This window comes from Micromonospora phytophila, assembly GCF_023656545.1.
Classification (GTDB): Bacteria; Actinomycetota; Actinomycetes; order Mycobacteriales; family Micromonosporaceae; genus Micromonospora; species Micromonospora phytophila.
This window is the reverse complement of the sequence record NZ_JAMOKF010000093.1, coordinates 1-17,572: the sequence shown is the minus strand read 5'-3', so window position 1 is coordinate 17,572 and position 17,572 is coordinate 1. Positions and strand designations below refer to the sequence as shown.

Here is a 17,572-nt window from a genome sequence, read left to right as displayed (position 1 = left end):
GGCGCGGACCCCGGCGGCCCGCAGCGCGGCCCGCAACGCGGCCGGGTCGGGCAGCGGGTGGCGGCCGGCGGGGCCGGGCGGCCCGCAGAGGGCGGTGTCCAGGTCGACGAAGACCGCGCCGGGCAGGTGACCGACGGCGTAGTCCTCCCGGCCCGGCGGACCGACGAGCCGCCAGCGGACGTCGAGCAGGGTGGGCGGGTCGGCGCGGTCCAGCTCGACGGCGAGCCGGTCGGGCTCGACGAGCAGATCCTCGGTTCCGGACATGGCGTCCAGTCAACACCATCCGGGCATCGACCTCGCGGTTCGGCGGCGGCCGTTCGTCGTACGCCCGGGGTAGCATCGAGCACCGGAGGGCCACTGACGTGAAGCATGATCTGGTCGACACCACTGAGGGTGTGGTTACCTTCGTTGCCAGAAAGGGACAAAGGTGAGTAAGCACCACTTGGTGGACACGACCGAGATGTACCTGCGCACCATTCTCGAGCTCGAAGAGGAGGGGGTGCCGCCGTTGCGCGCCCGGATCGCCGAGCGGTTGCGGCAGAGCGGCCCCACCGTCAGTCAGACCGTCGCCCGGATGGAGCGCGACGGCCTGCTCACCGTCGAGGGTGACCGGCACCTGGCGCTCACCGCGCTCGGCCGCAACAGTGCCGTCTCCGTGATGCGCAAGCACCGGCTCGCCGAGCTGCTGCTGGTCAACGTGATCGGGATGCCCTACGAGGAGGCCCACGAGGAGGCCTGCCGGTGGGAGCACGTGATGAGCGACGCGGTCGAGAAGCGGGTCTACGACCTGCTCAACCGGCCGACCCGGTCGCCGTACGGCAACCCGATCCCGGGGCTGGAGGAGCTGGGCTCGCCGGAGCCGCAGGCCACCGACGCGCTGGAGGGTGAGCGCAACCTGGCGTTCCCCGGCCTCTCCGGGCCGGTGGTGGTCCGGCGGATCTGCGAGAGCGTGCAGACCGACGCCGACGTGCTCCGCCAGCTGCACGCCGCCGGGGTCGACCCGGGCGCCACGGTGACCGTGGCCCAGGAGCGCGACGGGGTCTCCATCGACCGCTCCGGCGACCGGGTCCGCCTCCCCCGCGAGGTCGCCTCCCGCGTCTTCGTCGCCGCCAACTGACCCGACCGCGGTCTTGTGCCTCCCGCCCCGTGTGGGTGGTGATGCGACGCGGGTGGTCAGCGACCGGCGTTCTGACCGCCGTCGACGTGCAGGATCTCGCCGGTGACGAACGGCGCGGACTCAAGGTAGATCACGGCGTCGACCACGTCGCTGATCTCGCCCAGGCGGCCGACCGGGTGCAGATCCCCGAGCATCTGGTGCGTCTCGACCGGATGCATCGGCGTCTTGATGACCCCGGGCGCGACGGCGTTGACCCGGATGCCGCGACTCGCGTACTCGATCGCCAGGGACTTGGTGGCGGAGTTGAGGCCGCCCTTGGTCAGCGACGCGAGCACGGACGGGAGTTGCACACTGGGCTGGTCCACGAGGCTGGTCGTGATGGTGACCACATGTCCCCCGCCAGCGGCCAACAGGTGGGGCAGGACCCGCCGGGTGATGTGGAAGAACCCGGCGAGGTTGATCCCGGTGACCAGGTCGAAGTCCTCGTCGGTGTAGTCGGTGAACGGCTTGGCGACGAAGATGCCGGCGTTGTTCACCAGGGTGTCGATCCGGCCGAAGCGGTCCAGGGCCGCGTCGACGACCTGCTGAGCGGTGGCGGGGTCGGTGATGTCGCCCCGGACGGTGACGATCTGCGGGTCGTCGGCCTCGCGGATGGAGCGCGAGGTCGCCACGACGCCGTACCCCAGACTGCGATACCCGATCACGAGGTTGGCCCCGATGCCCTGGGACGCACCGGTGATCACGGCGACCCGATTCACGACCGACGGTGCGGCCACATCCCCCGCGATGTCCGACATGCTCAAATCATCCGGTAGGCGGCGAGCTGAACGGGCACGATTGACGAATGACGGGGTACCCGACGATCGCAGCGCGGACGTGACCGTGTTGCACACCTACTCGATCGGCCAGGGGGCGGCCGGTGGTTTCGCCCACGTCGTCTTCCGCGATCCCACCGGCTGGGAAGCCCCGGTGTACCTGTCCCTGGCCCTTGAGCTCAGCACGGGTACCTGGCGGATCCGTCAATACCACGTGTGCACGATCGACCCACCACGCTGAAAATCGAAAGGACGTTCGGCAACCTCGACCAACCTCCCTGGGCAGTGCACCTAGAGAGCGCGGGTGTCGACCTTCTTCGCCAGGGCGACGAGGGCGGTGGCGAGTTCGCCGGCCGCGGCCGGCTCGGTGCCGCGCGGGCTGGCGTAGCGCAGGGTGGCGAGCCGCCCCTCGGTGGCCAGCCAGCCCACCTCCACCACCGGGCCGTGCCCGCCACTGGCCGCGCTGGTCCGCCGGTACGCCTTCTGGCCGAGCCCCGAGACCTTGGCCGCCTTCGCCGGCGTGACGTCGGCGGTGAACGTCGCGACGTCGATGGACGTCTCGCTGACGGTCAGCGTCAGCTCCGGCAGGGCGGCCTGCTCGGCGCGGACCACGCAGGTGTGGCTGTCGCCCTTCTCGCTGGCCGCGGCGACGTCGAAGCGGAACCCGGCGTGCTGCTCGATCAGACCGAAGTCCAGCAGGCGGCACGCACCGCCCGACGAGGCCGCCGCCACGTCGACCGCGATCGGCGCCGGCGGCGGGAGCGCCACCGGCCCGGCCTCCGCCCCGCAGCCCGTCACCAGCAGGCCGGCCACCCCGGCGACCACGATCCGCGCGCGCACGCTCACTCCTCTGCTGTCCACCCCGACCGGTCCGCCGGACACCGTACGGCCTGCCCCGCCCGGGCGGAATCCCTCAGTCGTCCACGTACGGGCAGTGCCGGCAGCCACGGCCGCAGCAGGTGCCGCGCCGGGCCAGGAAACCCGCGCTGAGCACGAAGAGGCCGGTGGCCGGGTCGAGGTAGCCGGCCTCGCCGGCGGCCAGCGCGGCGGCGTGCGCGGCCAGGATGCGCTCGCGGTCCGGATGCTCCGGGGACAACCGGGACGGGTGCGGCTCGGTCAGCGGCCGCGCCGCCAACGGTCGTCGCTCACCGGTCACCGGGGCAGTCTAGAGACGCCACCGACCGCCCTCGGTCGGGCCGCCCGGTCGGCGCGGAATCTCAGCCGTGCCGGGCCAGGGCGGCGACGACCGCGTCGCGGTCCGCGCCGGCCGCGAGCAGCAACCGCAGCAGCACCTTGGCCTTGTACGGGTCGAGCAGCCCGCCGTTCAGCAGCCCGCGCCGTTGCAGGTCGGTCTCCGAGCCGACCGCCCCGTAGGTGTGCCGCAGCACCGACCCGGCGCCCGAGCGGGAGGTGAGCACCACCGGGATCTGACCGGCCAGCTCGCCGAGCAGCGGGGCCAGCACGCCGGGGACGTGCCCGACACCGAAGCCGGCCACCACCAGCCCGTGGTGGCGCTCGGCGACGCCGTCGAGGAGCCCGCCGTCGTCGTCCAGGGTGACCGTGTGCAGCGCCACCCGCGTGGCGTCCAGCCGGGCGGGGTCCACCGGCGGCAGCGGCTCCCGCCGCTCCGGCCGGGCCAGCACCCGCACCCGACCCTCGACGACGTGCCCGATGGGGCCGGCGTTCGGGGAGGCGAAGGTGGCGGTGCTGGTGCTGTGCGTCTTGCGTACCCAGCGGGCGGCGTGGATCTCGTCGTTGCACGCGACCAGCACGCCCAGGTCGCGGGCGGCGGGGGCGGCGGCGACCCGGGCGGCGGCGAGCAGGTTCGCCGGCCCGTCGGCGCCGGCCAGGGTGGGGTTGCGCATCGCGCCGGTGAGCACCAGCGGCGCGGCGTGCGGCCAGACCAGGTCGGCCAGGAACGCCGACTCCTCCAGCGTGTCGGTGCCCTGGGTGATCACCACGCCGGTGGCGCCGGCGGTCACCGCGCGCGCGGCGGCGTCGACCACCTCCAGGAGCTGGCGGTACGTCAGGTGCGCGCTGGGCACCGCGAGCGCGTCGCGTACGTCCAGCGGGACGCCCAGGTCGGCGAGCCCGGGCACGGCGGCGGTGAGGTCCGCGCCGGACAGCCGGGTGACCACCCCGGACCCGCCGGGGCCGACCCCGCCCATCGCGATCGTGCCGCCGAGGGTGAACAGGGCGATGGACACCGGTCGGACCTCCCGTCAGCCGCGACGGATCCGCGGCCCGCAGACCGTACCGCCCGGGCCGATAACCGGTGGCGCCGGTCCGCGCCTGATGATCCACTCGGTGTCGCACACGTCGCGGTGTCGACCGCACCCGCACACCCCGATGTCGCTGGCATCGTGGGCGACCACCGGCAGGGAAGAGACATGACGCAACAGCTCGCCGGACCCGCCGGCGTCGAGGCGACCCGCGGTCGGTCGCTGCTGCGCGGCCGGAACTTCGCCCTGCTGCTGAGCGGGCAGACGGTGGCCGAGCTGGGCACTCGGATCTCCGGCGTGGCGGTGCCGCTGCTCGCGGCGGACACCCTCGACGCCAGCGTCTTCCAGGTCTCCCTGCTGACCTTCCTCGCCTGGCTGCCGTACCTGCTCTTCTCGCTGCCCGCCGGGATCCTCGCCGACCGGGTGGACCAGCGCCGGCTGATGATCGCCTGCGACCTGGGCCGGGCCGCGCTGCTGCTGTCGGTGCCGTTGGTCGCCCTGGCCGGCCGGCTCACCCTGGTCTTCCTGTACGCGGTGGTGGGGCTCTGCGGGGTGCTCACCGTGCTGTTCACGGTGGCGTACAAGAGCATGCTGCCCCGGCTGGTGCCGGCGGCCCGGCTGGTCGACGCCAATGCGAAGCTCACGATCAGTCAGGACTCCGCGGAACTGGTCGGCCCCACGATCGGCGGGCTGCTGGTCGGGCTGGCCGGCGCGGCGAAGACCTTCCTCGCCACGGGCGTCGCCTTCCTGGTCAGCGCGGTGACCCTGCTGCTGGTGCGGGACGTCCCGACCGCGCCCGCGGCCCCCGAGCGGGTACGGCTGCGGCTGGAGATGACCGAGGGGCTGTCCTTCATCCGCCGCCAGCCGATCCTGCGCAGCATCCTCGCCTGCACCACGACGTCGAACTTCTTCGTGATGGCGTCCGGCTCCATCGAGGTCGTCTTCCTGCTCCAGGAGCTGCACGCTGCGCCGGCGGTGGTCGGCCTGGTCTTCTCCGTCAGCGCCGTCGGTGGTCTGCTGGTCGGCGCCTTCGCGGACCGGCTGACCGCCCGTGTCGGCTCGGCGCGGGTGATCTGGGTGGCGATGGCCACGCCGGGGCCGCTCTACCTGCTCATGCCCCTGGCCCGGCCCGGCTGGGGGGTGCTGCTCTACGGGGTCGGCCTGGCCGCGTTCTCCGCCAACGCGGTGCTGTTCAACGTCGCGGCGATGACGTACCGGCAGCGGATCACCCCACCCGCCCTGCTCGGGCGGGTCAACGCGGCGTTCCTGTGGGTCTGCTTCGGCGTGATCCCGCTCGGCGCGCTCTTCGGCGGGGCCCTCGGCACCCAGCTCGGTCTGCGGCCGGCGCTGTGGATCTGCGTCCTCGGCACCTGGAGCGCGGCGCTCTTCGTGGTCTGCTCCCCGCTGCGGAGGATGCGGGACATGCCGACGGCCTGACCCGCCGTGTCGCAGGTGTCGGGGATGCTGTGGGCCACCTGGCGAAGGAGGTCCGATGAGGAAGATCGTCGTGCAGATGAACGTGTCGCTGGACGGGTTCTTCGAGGGTCCCGGCGGCGACCTCGGCTGGCACCTGGTCGACGACGAGCTGCACCAGCACTTCAACGCCGAGCTGCGCGTCATGGGCGCGTTCCTCAACGGGCGTCGCTCCTACGAGCTGATGGCGCAGTTCTGGCCCACCGCCGACCGCGACCCGTCGAGCAGCGCCCCGATGGTGGAGTTCGCCGGCATCTGGCGCGACATGCCGAAGATCGTCTATTCCCGGACGCTGGACCGGGCCGACTGGAACGCCACCGTCGTCCGGGACGTCGTTCCTGAGGAGATTCGGAGGCTCAAGGCCGAGCCGGGCGGTGACCTGGCGCTGGGCGGGGCGGATCTGGCCGCCACCTTCCTGCGGCACGACCTGATCGACGAGTACCGGATCTACGTGCACCCGGTCGTCCTCGGTGGCGGCCGGCGGCTCTTCCCGGCCTCGGGGGACCGGCACCCGCTCCGGCTGGCCGGGACCCGGTCCTTCGGCAACGGCGTGGTGCTGCTGCGCCACGAGCGGGCAGGCCGCTGAGGCGACCTGCTCAGGTGAACGGCCTCGGCGAGCTGGCAGACTGAGGCGGTCCGGCAGGTGGACGGTGGGGCAGGCCACCTGGAGGTCGGCGCCGGCCGGCGCGGCTGGATTCGAGCGACTTCGCGGGAACACGGTGGCGGGGCCCGGGAAGGTTCCCGGGCCCCGCCACCGCGGTGAGCCGAATCAGATGCCGTAGATGAACTCCATGTCGACCGGACCGCCGCTGTTGGTGTTGCGGAGGTAGACGGTGTTGTTGCTCGGCCGGCGGACACCCGGGGTGGCGTCGCCGTCGTTGTCCCAGTCACCCGGCACCGCCACGTCGCCCGAGGGGCCGTGGCCGAAGATGAACGACACGTCGGTGGTCCCGGTGGCGTTGGTCAGGTACCAGGTCGAGTTGCTGGGCCGGAAGACGCCGACGGTGTCCTTGCCGTCGTTGTTCCAGTCACCGGCAACCGCCTGGTCACCCGACGGACCGTGGCCGAACTTGAACTCCATGTCGGTGCTGGTCGTGCCGTTGGTCAGGTACCAGGTCGAGACGTCGGGCCGGAAGACGCCGACGGTGTCCGTGCCGTCGTTGTTCCAGTCACCGGCAACCGGCCGGTCACCCGACGCACCGTGGCCGAAGATGAACTCCATGTCGGTGCTGGTGGTGCCGTTGGTCAGGTACCAGGTCGAGTTGCTCGGCCGGAAGACGCCGACGGTGTCCTTGCCGTCGTTGTTCCAGTCGCCGACCACCGGGATGTCGCCGGACGGCCCGTGGCCGAACTTGAAGACGCTCGTGGCCACGCCGCTGTTGGTGTTGCGCAGGTAGAAGGTCGAGTTGCTCGGACGGAAGACGCCCACCGTCTCGTCGCCGTCGGCGTCCCAGTCACCCGAGATCGGCACATCCTCCGGCTCAGGCAGGACATCGCCACCGGACCACCACGAGGTGCGCTTCTTCGCGCCGTCCCAGCTGAAGCTGAAGTGGATGTGGTCGGTGTGCGGGCTGGAACCGCTGTAGGGCTGCCACCCGGCGGACGCCTCGTACGACTTCCAGATCTCGTTGTTCCAGATCATGTACATGATGCCGAGGCGGCGGGCCATGGCGTGCTTGTTGCCGTATGAGTCGGTGGCCAGCAGCCAGTCGCGCAGGTCGGCGGCATCGGCCCGCTGCGCGGCGTCGTAGTAGTTGAAGTGGTAGTCGAGCGCCCGGCCCTCCTTGTGTTCACTGGTGCCGCCACTGCTGCAGTCCCGGACGATGCCCCAGGTGTGCGAGCCGTAGGTCGAGTTCAGCAGGTCCTTGAAGCCCACCACGCCCGGCTTGGCGCTCGGGTCGCAGATTTCCTGGCCGTCGTAGCCGGCGTAGCTGTCGATGGTGGAGCTGAAGTAGGGAGTGGCAGGAGCGGCCATGGCCGCCGTGGGGGAGATGGCGACGGCCGCCGCGATGGCGGTGGCCAACGTGGCGACGGCGGCGAGGCCGCCCATTCTGCGTACGCTCTGCACGAACACTTCGGTTCCTTTCGGGGGGTCGACCCGCCCTTTTCCGGACGGGCGGAGGGAATTCATATGACACGCCAAAGGCGAAGTCGGGGGTCGTCAACAATCAACTCCTGCACCAGCCCGTGCAGGATGGAATGCGCTGCCAACGAATTGTCGGCAGTCACAAAGGCGATGATGTCGAATCCGGCCGGCCCGGCCCGGATCTGCAGATGGTTGATTCGCCGGTCTTTGCCCGCACGTGCCCGCAGCTGGCCCCGAAGTTCCACTTCGGAATGCTCACAGTTGCCGTCGAGCGGGGCGATGCGGGCCAGGGCGGCGATCACGACTGACCCCGGTCGGACAACCCCGGATCGGTCCAGCCGAAGCCCTCGGCCAGCACGGCCGTCCCGGTGTCGCCACCCGCGACCTGGGTCAGTGCCACGGCCACCACCGAGGCGAGGACGGCGGCGACATACAGCCGATTCGACAGGTTCCGGATTGCAGGCATAGCAATTCCCTCCCGCATAAATGCTCAGAAGATTCGGGCCGGTCGGGCCCTGTTCCGGTGTTTGTTCACCGCGTTGGGAAAAGCGTGCCTCAGCCGCGCCCCGCTGTCACCGGGTGGGGAGTGGCGGAACCCTGCCAGGCGAGAAGTCGCAATGGCGGCGACCGGGACCCCGCACCGGTCGCCGCCGCCCTAGGATCACACCAACACGCAACGGGGAGGATCAATGCTGGAGGCACTGGGTTTGTCGGCGACGGATGAGTCGGTCTACCTCACGATGATCGCGCACCCGACGCTGGACGTGGCCGGGCTGGCGGCCCGGCTCCACATCGACCAGTCACAGGTGCACCATGCGTTGGACGCCCTGGCGGGCCTGGCGCTGATCCGTCTCGACGCCGGCGGCGCGGCGCGAGCCGTGCGCCCGCAGACCGGGCTCGCCGCGCTGCTGACGAAGGTGGAGGCCGACATCGCGGTCCGCCAGCGGCAGATCGAGACGGTCCGGACGGCGATCGCCGACCTGGCGATGACGCACGATCACGAGGAGGTGGCGATCCGGCTGAAGGGCATCGAGGCGGTCCGCGAGCGGCTCGCCGAGCTCGCCCGCACAGCCAAGACGGAATGCCTCTCCTTCACCCCTGGCGGGGCACAACCGGCCGACACCCTGCAGTCCGAGGCGCCCCTCAATGCGGCGGCGCTCGAGCGGACCGTGCGAATCCGCAACGTCTATCAGGACAGCTTCCGCAACGACCCGGCGACGCTGGCGCACGCACGGCGGATGGCGGAGTTGGGCAGCGAGTCCCGTACGGCGCCGACACTGCCGATGCGCATGGTCATCGTGGACCGGAGCATCGCACTGACGCCGATCGACCCGAGGCAACCCCGACTCGGTGCCCTGGAACTCCGCAGTCCGGGCCTGGTCGCCGGCCTGCTCGCCCTCTTCGAGCAGGTCTGGCAGCAGGGCACTCCGTTCGGTGACAGCCCCGACAAGCGATCGACGACGCTCGGCCCGCAGGAGAAGGCGCTGCTGCAGCTCTTCGCCGCCGGGCACACCGACGAGTCGGCAGCCCGGCAGCTGGGTGTCTCCGCCCGGAGCGTCCAGCGGCTGATGAACTCGCTGACCGATCGGCTCGAGGCGAGCAGTCGCTTCCAGGCCGGCGTCGAGGCGGCCCGGCGCGGCTGGATCTGAGCCCAGACCACGCCCGTCCCACCCGCCCCGGACGCGGCATGTCCCGGCGGAACCGTTCCGGTGACACCGCGGGCATGCCGCACGGTGGTGCGTCAGCGCGTCTCGGGGGCTCCCGTCTCCACCAGCCGGCCGTCGGCCAGCCGCAGCCAGCGCTCCACCCCGATGTCGGCGAGGAACCGCTCGTCGTGGCTGACCACCACGAACGCGCCCTCGTACGCGTTGAGCGCGCTCTCCAGCTGACCGACGCTGACCAGGTCGAGGTTGTTGGTCGGCTCGTCCAGCAACAGCAGCTGGGGCGCGGGTTCGGCGCACAGGACGCAGGCCAGGGTGGCGCGCAGCCGCTCGCCGCCGGAGAGCACCCCGACCGGAAGGTGCATGCGAGCGCCCCGGAACAGGAACCGGGCGAGCAGGTTCATCCGCTGCGCCTCCGGCATGACGGGCGCGAACGCGGCCAGGTTCTCCGCCACCGTGCGGTCGAGGTCCAGCAGGTCCAGCCGCTGCGACAGGTAGGCGATCCGCCCGTCGGCCCGCCTGGTCACCCCGTTCTCCGGCTCCAGATCGCCCTGGACCAGGCGCAGCAGGGTCGACTTGCCGGCGCCGTTGGGCCCGGTCAGCGCGATCCGCTCCGGCCCCCGGATGCTCAGGTCGACGCCGTCGCCGGCGAAGACGGCCCGCCCGCCGTGCCGGACCTGCATCCGCTCACCCGCGAAGACCGTACGGCCGGCCGGGACGTTCGTCCCGGGCAGCTCCAGGGTGATCTTCTGCTCGTCGCGCAGGGCGCGACCGACCTCGTCGAGGCGGGCCCGGGCGTCGCTGACCCGCGCGGCGTGCGTCTCGTTCGCCTTCCCGGCCGACTCCTGCGCGCTGCGCTTCAGGCCGCCGGCGACGATGCGGGCCAGCCCGGCGCTCTTGAGGTTGCGGCTGGCGTTGCTCTGCCGGCGCTCGGCCCGCTCGCGGGCCTGCTGCATCTCCCGCTTCTCCCGTTTGACCTCCTGCTCGGCGTTGCGGACGTTCTTCTCGGCGACCTCCTGCGAGGCGCGCACGGCCTCGGTGTACGCCGTGAAGTTCCCGCCGTAGGACCGGACCTCGCCCCGGTCGAGTTCGACGATGCGCTCCATCCGGTCGAGCAGCGCCCGGTCGTGGCTGACCAGCAGCAGGCAGCCGGTCCAGTTCTCCAGCACGCCGTAGAGCTTGTGGCGGGCGTCGACGTCGAGGTTGTTGGTCGGTTCGTCGAGCAGCAGGACGTCGGGCCGCTTCAGCAGCTGCGCCGCGAGGCCGAGGGAGACGACCTGCCCACCGCTGAGGGTGTGCAGAGGGCGATCGAGGGTGACGTCGCCGAGACCGAGCCGGTCCAGCTCGGCGCGGGTGCGCTCCTCGATGTCCCAGTCGTTGCCGATCGTGGTGAAGTGCTCCTCGCCGGCGTCCCCGGACTCGATGGCGTCGAGCGCCCGGAGCACCGGGGCGATCTCCAGCACCTCGGCCACGGTCAGGTCGCCGACCAGGGACAGGTTCTGCGGGAGGTAGCCGAGCATCCCGTTGACGGTGACGGTGCCGCCGGTCGGCCGCAGCTCCCCGGCGATCAGCCGGAGCAGGGTGCTCTTGCCGGCGCCGTTGGGTGCGACGAGGCCGGTGCGGCCACCGCCGACGGTGAAGGACAGGTCCTGGAAGACCGGAGTGTCGTCCGGCCAGGAGAAGGAGAGGTTCGAGCAGATGATGAACGCGTCGGACATGGAAGGGACCTCGGAGGTGAGGTGGGCGCGCCGGAGCCGCCCAGCGGGAGACAAGGCCTGGTGAAACGACGGCATGGCCACGGCGGCTGCGCTGCTGCGCGCCTGCCCGATGGCCGGACACGTCCGGTATCACCCGGAGATGTCGTCGTCACCTGCCATGTCTGGTCCCCTTCGTGCGATCACTCGTATCGAACCCTAGCACCGCGGATCCCGCGCCCGACCGCGTCAGCGCGAGCCCGGAGCTTGGACGGGACCTGACAACGGCCACCCGGCCGGGCGAGGGCGGACCGACGCTCCGAGATCTCGGCGAGATGCTGCCGCGTCACGCGAACCAGACGATCGCCTGACCGTGCCCCCGGGTCCAGGCCAGCGGCCTCCCGTCCAGTGCCAGCACGTTGTGCATCGCGTCGCCGGGCGGCGCGGGCAGCGCGTCGTAGGGCAGCACGTCCGGGGCCTCGTTCGCGATCCAGTGTCCCGGCAACCCGCCCACCACCTCGGCGAACGCCTCCCGTCGCGACGCCGGCACCTGGTACAGCACGGACGTGTGGAACACCACCAGGGTCGCGTCGGCCGGGGCCCGCGAGGCCAGCGCCGGCAGGTCGTCCACCAGGTCGCCGCGGACGAGCAGCGGCGGTTCGGCCGCGGCGACGGCGGTCGCGTCCCGCAACCGGTCGCGGCGGTGCGTGTGCTCCGGCCAGATGAGCGCGTCGAGCCAGGCGAGGTCCGCTGGTTCGGTCACGTCGAGCGGGTTCAAATCCAGGCCGGCCCGCCACACCACCTCCGGCAGATTGGCCGGCGGCGTCATCCCGGTGGCCGCGCAGTCGAGGACCGGCGCACCGGCGCCGATCGTGTGGTCGCCGTAGCGGTAGGCGTACCGGTCCGGGTAGAGACAGAGCCCGGCGGACGCGCCGACCTCCAGCAGCGCGAGCGGCTGCGGCAGGGCGGCGAGCACCGGTAGGAGTACTGCGCACCGCCCGGCCTCGTTCGTCTGGACGGTCCGGGTGCGCAGCTCCGCCTCGATCGCGGCCCAGTTCGCCACCGTGAAGTCGTGGAACGCGGCCGGCTCTTCGACCGGCCCGCCGAGCAGGCGTACGACGCCGAACAGCAGATTCGGCTGCCGCTTGGCCGGCGGGAGCGTGTCGAGCAGGGCGAGCAGTTCATCGTCGCGGGAGACCGCGAGGGACAGGCGTTCGTACGCCGGTGACACACCCCGCGCCTCGCGCGTGCCGAACTCGACGTAGCTCTCGGCGATCGTCATCTCGCGATGATCGCAGCGCACCCGGCACGCGCGCCGCCCCGGATCCACTTCGGACAGCGGAAGGGGAGCCGGGCGCTGCCCGACTCCCCTTACCACTATTCGACCGTCGACACCCTCACGCCGAGGGTGACCTCAGTTGCGGTTGCGCTCGTACGTCAGCTGCAACCGCTGGTGGAGCCGCAGCCCTCACAGACGTAGCAGCTGCCGGCCGGGCGCATCTTCGTACCGCAGGTGAAGCAGAGCGGCGCGTCGGCGGCCTTGCCGATCACGGCCTCGAGCAGCTCGGTGCTGGAACCGACCGACGGCGCCGGCTTGGCGGCGGCGATCTCGGCGGTCTCCTGCGCCGGCTGGGCGCCCGGGCCGGTCTTCGCTTCGACCGGGGCGGAGGCGGCCATCGCGGTGAGGTCCGCACCGCTCGCCTCCGCCTCCGCCTCGGCCCGGAGCTGGGCGGCCCGCTCCTTGGCGGTGAAGATGCCCAGCTCCGCGCGGCGCTCGTACGGCAGGAAGTCCAGCGCCAGGCGACGGAAGATGTAGTCCATCACCGAGGCGGCCATCCGCACGTCCGGGTCGTCCGTCATACCGGCCGGCTCGAAGCGCATGTTGGTGAACTTGCTGACGAACGTCTCCAGCGGCACGCCGTACTGGAGGCCGATCGAGATGGCCACCGAGAAGGCGTCCATCACGCCGGCCAGCGTCGAGCCCTGCTTCGACATCTTGAGGAAGACCTCGCCGAGGCCGTCGTCCGGGTAGGACGAGGCGGTGAGGTAGCCCTCGGCGCCGCCGACGGAGAAGCTGACCGTCTCCGACGGGCGCTTCTTCGGCAGCCGCTTGCGCACCGGGCGGTACTCCACGACCTTCTCGACCACCTTCTCGACGGCGGCGGCCTCGACCGCGGCCGGCTCGGTGGCCTTGTTGGACTTGGCCACCGAGAGGGGCTGGCCGACCTTGCAGTTGTCCCGGTAGATCGCCAGCGCCTTGAGGCCGAGCTTCCAGCCCTCGAAGTAGATCTTCTCGACGTCCTCGACGGTGGCCGCCTCCGGCATGTTGACCGTCTTGGAGATGGCGCCGGAGACGAACGGCTGGATCGCCGCCATCATCCGCACGTGACCCATCGGGGCGATCGTCCGCTCGCCCATCGCGCAGTCGAAGACCGGGTAGTGCTCCGGCTTGAGCCCGGGGGCGTCCACCACGTGGCCGTGGTCGGCGATGTGCTCGATGATCGCCTCGACCTGCTCCTCGGGGTAGCCGAGGCTGCGCAGGGCGCGCGGCACGGTCTGGTTGACGATCTGCATCGAGCCGCCGCCGACCAGCTTCTTGAACTTGACCAGCGCCAGGTCCGGCTCCACGCCGGTGGTGTCGCAGTCCATCATGAAGCCGATGGTGCCGGTCGGCGCGAGGACGCTGGCCTGCGAGTTGCGCCAGCCGAACTTGTCACCGACCTTGTTGCCCTGGGTCCACTGCTTCGTGGCCTCACGGACGATCGCGGTGGCCACGGGGCTGGTGGGCTTGATCTCGTCGTTGGCGGCGGCGTGCTTGCGCATGACCCGCTTGTGCGGCTCGGCGTTGCGGGCGTAGCCGTCGTACGGGCCGACGACGCCGGCCAGCTCGGCGGAGCGGCGGTAGGCGGTGCCGGTCATCAGCGAGGTGATCGCCGCGGCGACCGAGCGGCCCTGCTCCGAGTCGTACGGCAGGCCGGTGGCCATCAGCAGCGCGCCGAGGTTGGCGTAGCCGATGCCGAGCTGCCGGTAGGCGCGGGAGGTCTCGCCGATCTTCTCGGTCGGGAAGTCGGCGAAGCAGATCGAGATGTCCATCGCGGTGATGACCAGCTCGACCGACTTGACGAACTTCTCCACGTCGAAGCCACCGTCGGCGCGGAGGAACTTCATCAGGTTCAGCGAGGCCAGGTTGCACGAGGAGTTGTCCAGGTGCAGGTACTCCGAGCACGGGTTCGACGCGGTGATCCGCCCGGTCTCCGGGCAGGTGTGCCAGTCGTTGATCGTGTCGTCGTACTGCAGGCCGGGGTCGGCGCACTCCCAGGCGGCCTGGGAGATGGCGCGGAAGAGCTTCTTCGCGTTGATCGTCTCGATCGTCGCCCCGTCGAGCCGGCCCCGCAGGTCGAAACCGCCGTCGTTCTCCACCGCCGTCATGAACTCGTCGGAGACGCGGACGGAGTTGTTGGCGTTCTGGTACTGCACGCTGACGATGTCGGCGCCGCCCAGGTCCATGTCGAACCCGGCGTCGCGCAGCGCGCGGATCTTGTCCTCCTCGCGCGCCTTGGTGACCACGAACTCCTGGATGTCCGGGTGGTCCACGTCGAGGATGACCATCTTCGCCGCGCGTCGGGTGGCGCCGCCGGACTTGATGGTGCCGGCGGAGGCGTCCGCGCCGCGCATGAAGCTGACCGGGCCGGAGGCGTTGCCGCCGGAGGAGAGCAGCTCGCGGGAGGAGCGGATCCGGGACAGGTTGACCCCGGAGCCGGAGCCGCCCTTGAAGATCAGCCCCTCCTCCTTGTACCAGTCCAGGATGGAGTCCATCGAGTCGTCGACGGCCAGGATGAAGCAGGCGCTGACCTGCTGCGGCGACGGCGTGCCGACGTTGAACCAGACCGGCGAGTTGAAGCTGAACACCTGGTTCAGCAGCATCCAGGTCAGCTCGTGGGCGAAGACCTCGGCGTCGGCCGGGGAGGCGAAGTAGCCGTACTCCTCACCGGCGGTGCGGTAGGTGGAGACCACCCGGTCGATCAGCTGCTTGAGCGACCACTCCCGCTCCGGGGTGCCCACCGCGCCCCGGAAGTACTTCGTGGTCACGATGTTGGCCGCGTTGACGGACCAGGACTCGGGGAACTCCACCCCGCGCTGCTCGAAGTTGATCGAGCCGTCCCGCCAGTTCGTCATCACGACGTCGCGCCGCTCCCAGGCGACCTCGTCGTAGGGGTGCACCCCCTCGGTCGTCCAGACCCGCTCGACCTTCAGACCCGCACCGGCCTTGCTCCGCGACCTGCTCGTTGTCACACCGTCCCCCGACATCTCATCCGCCCCCTCGTCCGCGCGGTCACCCGCCGCGCGCTCCGACTGTCAAACTGCAAAAAATCAGGTGGTACGGCCGGCGGCCTCGGCCGACCCGGCCCCGGCGCCCTCCCGGGCGCGTGCGGCGGCCCGCAACGTCTCGATCTCGCGCTCGAAGTCGGCGAGCGAGTCGAACGACCGGTAGACGCTGGCGAACCGCATGTAGGCCACCTCGTCCAGGTCCCGCAGCGGGCCCAGGATCGCGAGCCCCACCTCGTGGCTCGGGATCTCGGCGGCCCCCTTGGCCCGGACGGTCTCCTCGACCTTCTGCGCCAGCAGCGCGAGCGAGTCGTCGTCGACCGGCCGGCCCTGGCACGCCTTGCGTACCCCGCCGACGATCTTCGTGCGGCTGAACGGCTCGGTGACCCCGCTGCGCTTGACCACCGCGAGGACGGCCTCCTCGACCGTGGTGAACCGCTTGCCGCACTCCGGGCAGGACCGACGCCGACGGATCAGCTGACCGTCGTCGGCCTCCCGCGAGTCGACCACCCGGGAGTCGGCGTGGCGGCAGTACGGACAGCGCATCGCCTGACCTCCTTCGTCGACCGCGGGCACGCACACCGGCCGCCTCCGGGCACGCGTCGCCACGGCGGAGCCATCTACCGATGGACTTCGCCGTGCCGACGGTACGGGAGTGCGGTCGGTAGTCGAACCCAACCTGTAGGCGACTTACGCCCATGTGACTACTACATCTAGGGGTTGACCGTATGCCGCCGACGAACCGTGGTCAAGTTGGCCGGCGTGTCCGGCGCGTCACCCGCCAGCCTCGCCGATCCACCTCGCAAGCGCCGCCGGAGAACCCAACGCTCCGACCCCCGCCGGGGTTGCCCGCCCGGCGCACCGGACCCGTTGGAGAGCCGCCGGAGGTCGAACACCCGTTCGACCCGACGTACCATTTACCAGAACAGGAGTACGAGCAGACCGGTTTTTCACACCGACACGCCGGAGTGAGGTCGTACAGATGTTTGAAAATGACCGATCTCACCTATACGGTCAGGAACAACCGGCTGCGGAGTCATCCGTCGCACCGGCCACCGCAGCACCACCGCACGCACCACGAGCCGACAAGGCACCCAGCGCCGACCAGGGAGGACGGACGTGACCGAGGACCGGGCCAGCCGGCCGAAGAGCCCGCAGCAGATCACCGAGGCGGGTTCGCCGGCCACCCGACGCCGGGGCGCCGCGCGCACCCGGACCGGGCAGGCCGCCGTGCGCCCCGTCACCCCGGTGGTCAGCAGCTTCCCCGACCCGGCGACGGTCGACCTGACCGCCCGGCAGCGGCGGATCCTGGAGTTCATCCGCAGCTGGGTGGAACGGCACGGCTACCCGCCGAGCGTCCGGGAGATCGGCGAGGCCGTCGGGCTGGTCTCGCCGTCCAGCGTCGCCTACCAGCTCAAGGAGCTGGAGAAGAAGGGCTTCCTGCGCCGCGACCCCAACCGCCCGCGTGCGGTCGACGTCCGGGCGCCCGCCGAGGTCGACGACGAGGTGGCCCGCTCGCAGCGCCCCGCCCCGGCGTACGTGCCGATGCTGGGCCGGATCGCCGCCGGTGGCCCGATCCTCGCCGAGCAGGCCGTGGAGGACATCTTCCCGCTCCCCCGCGAGCTGGTGGGTGAGGGCGAGGTCTTCATGCTCCAGGTCAAGGGCGACTCGATGCTCGACGCGGCGATCTGCGACGGCGACTGGGTGGTCGTCCGGCAGCAGCCCAACGCCGAGTCCGGCGACATCGTGGCCGCCATGCTCGACGGCGAGGCCACCGTCAAGACCTACCGCCGCCGGGACGGCCACGTCTGGCTGATGCCGCAGAACCCGGCCTTCGACCCGATCCCCGGTGACGACTCCACCATCATGGGTCGGGTCGTCGCCGTGCTGCGCCGGATCTGACCCGCCGCTGACCGGGTGACCGCCCAGCGGCGGTCACCCGGACCTGCGGGAGAAGTCAGTACCGGTCGCCCCGGTAACCCCGGCCGCCACCCGGCACCTGCCCGTACGGGCCACCGCGACCGTCGTCGTAGCCGTCGTCGCGCCGGCGGCCCTGTCGCTGGCCGCGCGGATCCGGTTCGCCGCCACGACGCGGCGGCTCGGCCCGGCCGCCGCCGGGGATGCCCCCGCCGGCCTGGGGCCCACCGCCGCCGTAGAAGCCTCCGCCGGGACGGCCGC

At 71.4% G+C, this 17,572-nt stretch carries 18 protein-coding genes and 1 pseudogene; 6 read left to right on the top strand and 13 right to left on the bottom strand.

Features of this window, described 5'->3' with window-relative positions; all coding sequences use genetic code 11:
• A partial coding sequence (locus tag NCC78_RS14105) for a rhodanese-like domain-containing protein (protein WP_504920103.1) occupies window positions 1–264 on the bottom strand: 264 nt, incomplete at its 3' end.
• A 163-nt stretch (window positions 265–427) separates the two neighbouring features.
• Between NCC78_RS14105 and NCC78_RS14100 the strand changes: the two genes are divergently transcribed.
• Window positions 428–1,117 (top strand): iron-dependent transcriptional repressor DtxR, encoded by a 690-nt coding sequence (locus NCC78_RS14100; RefSeq protein WP_284706301.1) that lies wholly within the window; start codon window positions 428–430, stop codon window positions 1,115–1,117.
• 56 nt (window positions 1,118–1,173) lie between these two features.
• On the opposite strand, the gene NCC78_RS14095 is transcribed toward NCC78_RS14100, so the two are convergent.
• Window positions 1,174–1,914, bottom strand: coding sequence for an SDR family NAD(P)-dependent oxidoreductase (locus tag NCC78_RS14095; RefSeq protein WP_250794971.1), 741 nt, complete (start codon window positions 1,912–1,914; stop codon window positions 1,174–1,176).
• A 79-nt stretch (window positions 1,915–1,993) separates the two neighbouring features.
• On the opposite strand from NCC78_RS14095, the gene NCC78_RS14090 reads away from it, so the two are divergent.
• Entirely contained in the window at window positions 1,994–2,173 is a 180-nt protein-coding gene (locus tag NCC78_RS14090) for a hypothetical protein (RefSeq protein WP_250794970.1), read from the top strand.
• Window positions 2,174–2,223: 50 nt separating this feature from the next.
• Here the strand turns inward: NCC78_RS14090 and NCC78_RS14085 are convergent, their stop codons facing one another.
• From NCC78_RS14085 to NCC78_RS14075, 3 genes are all read right to left on the bottom strand, one after another.
• A complete protein-coding gene (locus NCC78_RS14085) occupies window positions 2,224–2,772 on the bottom strand; it encodes a hypothetical protein (protein WP_250794969.1) in 549 nt (182 codons plus the stop codon).
• Window positions 2,773–2,845: 73 nt separating this feature from the next.
• Window positions 2,846–3,088: a DUF5522 domain-containing protein gene (locus tag NCC78_RS14080; RefSeq protein WP_250794968.1), complete on the bottom strand. Its 243-nt coding sequence runs from the start codon at window positions 3,086–3,088 to the stop codon at window positions 2,846–2,848.
• Window positions 3,089–3,149: 61 nt separating this feature from the next.
• Window positions 3,150–4,139, bottom strand: coding sequence for an asparaginase (locus NCC78_RS14075; protein ID WP_250794967.1), 990 nt, complete (start codon window positions 4,137–4,139; stop codon window positions 3,150–3,152).
• Window positions 4,140–4,322: 183 nt separating this feature from the next.
• On the opposite strand from NCC78_RS14075, the gene NCC78_RS14070 reads away from it, so the two are divergent.
• Together NCC78_RS14070 and NCC78_RS14065 are read left to right on the top strand one after the other, a co-directional pair.
• A complete protein-coding gene (locus tag NCC78_RS14070; RefSeq protein WP_250794966.1) occupies window positions 4,323–5,591 on the top strand; it encodes an MFS transporter in 1,269 nt (422 codons plus the stop codon).
• A gap of 55 nt (window positions 5,592–5,646) precedes the next feature.
• On the top strand, window positions 5,647–6,213 hold the full coding sequence (locus NCC78_RS14065; protein ID WP_250794965.1) for a dihydrofolate reductase family protein: 567 nt from the start codon (window positions 5,647–5,649) through the stop codon (window positions 6,211–6,213).
• A 183-nt stretch (window positions 6,214–6,396) separates the two neighbouring features.
• Here the strand turns inward: NCC78_RS14065 and NCC78_RS14060 are convergent, their stop codons facing one another.
• Genes NCC78_RS14060 through NCC78_RS14050 form a run of 3 tightly spaced genes read right to left on the bottom strand, consistent with a single transcriptional unit; the run spans window position 6,397 to window position 8,179 of the window.
• Window positions 6,397–7,701, bottom strand: a complete 1,305-nt coding sequence (locus NCC78_RS14060; protein ID WP_250794964.1) for an FG-GAP repeat domain-containing protein — start codon at window positions 7,699–7,701, stop codon at window positions 6,397–6,399.
• Window positions 7,702–7,754: 53 nt separating this feature from the next.
• Complete coding sequence (locus tag NCC78_RS14055; protein ID WP_250794963.1) at window positions 7,755–8,015, bottom strand: hypothetical protein; 261 nt, start codon at window positions 8,013–8,015, stop codon at window positions 7,755–7,757.
• Complete coding sequence (locus tag NCC78_RS14050; RefSeq protein WP_250794962.1) at window positions 8,012–8,179, bottom strand: hypothetical protein; 168 nt, start codon at window positions 8,177–8,179, stop codon at window positions 8,012–8,014. Before NCC78_RS14050 ends, NCC78_RS14055 begins: the two co-directional genes overlap by 4 nt.
• Before the next feature lie 223 nt (window positions 8,180–8,402).
• Here NCC78_RS14050 and NCC78_RS14045 point away from each other — a divergent pair, with 223 nt between their 5' ends.
• Entirely contained in the window at window positions 8,403–9,362 is a 960-nt protein-coding gene (locus tag NCC78_RS14045; RefSeq protein ID WP_250794961.1) for a LuxR C-terminal-related transcriptional regulator, read from the top strand.
• A 92-nt stretch (window positions 9,363–9,454) separates the two neighbouring features.
• Here NCC78_RS14045 and abc-f read toward each other — a convergent pair whose 3' ends face one another.
• The 4 genes from abc-f to nrdR all read right to left on the bottom strand — a co-directional run bounded on the left by abc-f (window position 9,455) and on the right by nrdR (window position 15,940).
• Window positions 9,455–11,092 carry a ribosomal protection-like ABC-F family protein gene (gene abc-f, locus NCC78_RS14040; RefSeq protein WP_250794960.1) on the bottom strand — a complete coding sequence of 546 codons (1,638 nt, stop codon included), beginning with the start codon at window positions 11,090–11,092 and terminating at the stop codon, window positions 9,455–9,457.
• Between the two features lie 322 nt (window positions 11,093–11,414).
• Window positions 11,415–12,350, bottom strand: a complete 936-nt coding sequence (locus NCC78_RS14035) for a DUF2332 domain-containing protein (RefSeq protein WP_250794959.1) — start codon at window positions 12,348–12,350, stop codon at window positions 11,415–11,417.
• A gap of 155 nt (window positions 12,351–12,505) precedes the next feature.
• The gene (locus NCC78_RS14030; RefSeq protein ID WP_250794958.1) at window positions 12,506–15,376 is read right to left on the bottom strand and encodes a vitamin B12-dependent ribonucleotide reductase; all 2,871 of its coding nucleotides are present in this window, start codon (window positions 15,374–15,376) and stop codon (window positions 12,506–12,508) included.
• 63 nt (window positions 15,377–15,439) lie between these two features.
• Window positions 15,440–15,940: a transcriptional regulator NrdR gene (gene nrdR / locus NCC78_RS14025; protein WP_250794957.1), complete on the bottom strand. Its 501-nt coding sequence runs from the start codon at window positions 15,938–15,940 to the stop codon at window positions 15,440–15,442.
• Window positions 15,941–16,513: 573 nt separating this feature from the next.
• Here nrdR and lexA point away from each other — a divergent pair.
• Window positions 16,514–17,296 (top strand): transcriptional repressor LexA, encoded by a 783-nt coding sequence (gene lexA / locus NCC78_RS14020; protein ID WP_250794956.1) that lies wholly within the window; start codon window positions 16,514–16,516, stop codon window positions 17,294–17,296.
• Window positions 17,297–17,351: 55 nt separating this feature from the next.
• On the opposite strand, the pseudogene NCC78_RS14015 reads toward lexA, so the two are convergent.
• Window positions 17,352–17,572: pseudogene (locus NCC78_RS14015) on the bottom strand (hypothetical protein); the annotation flags it as partial.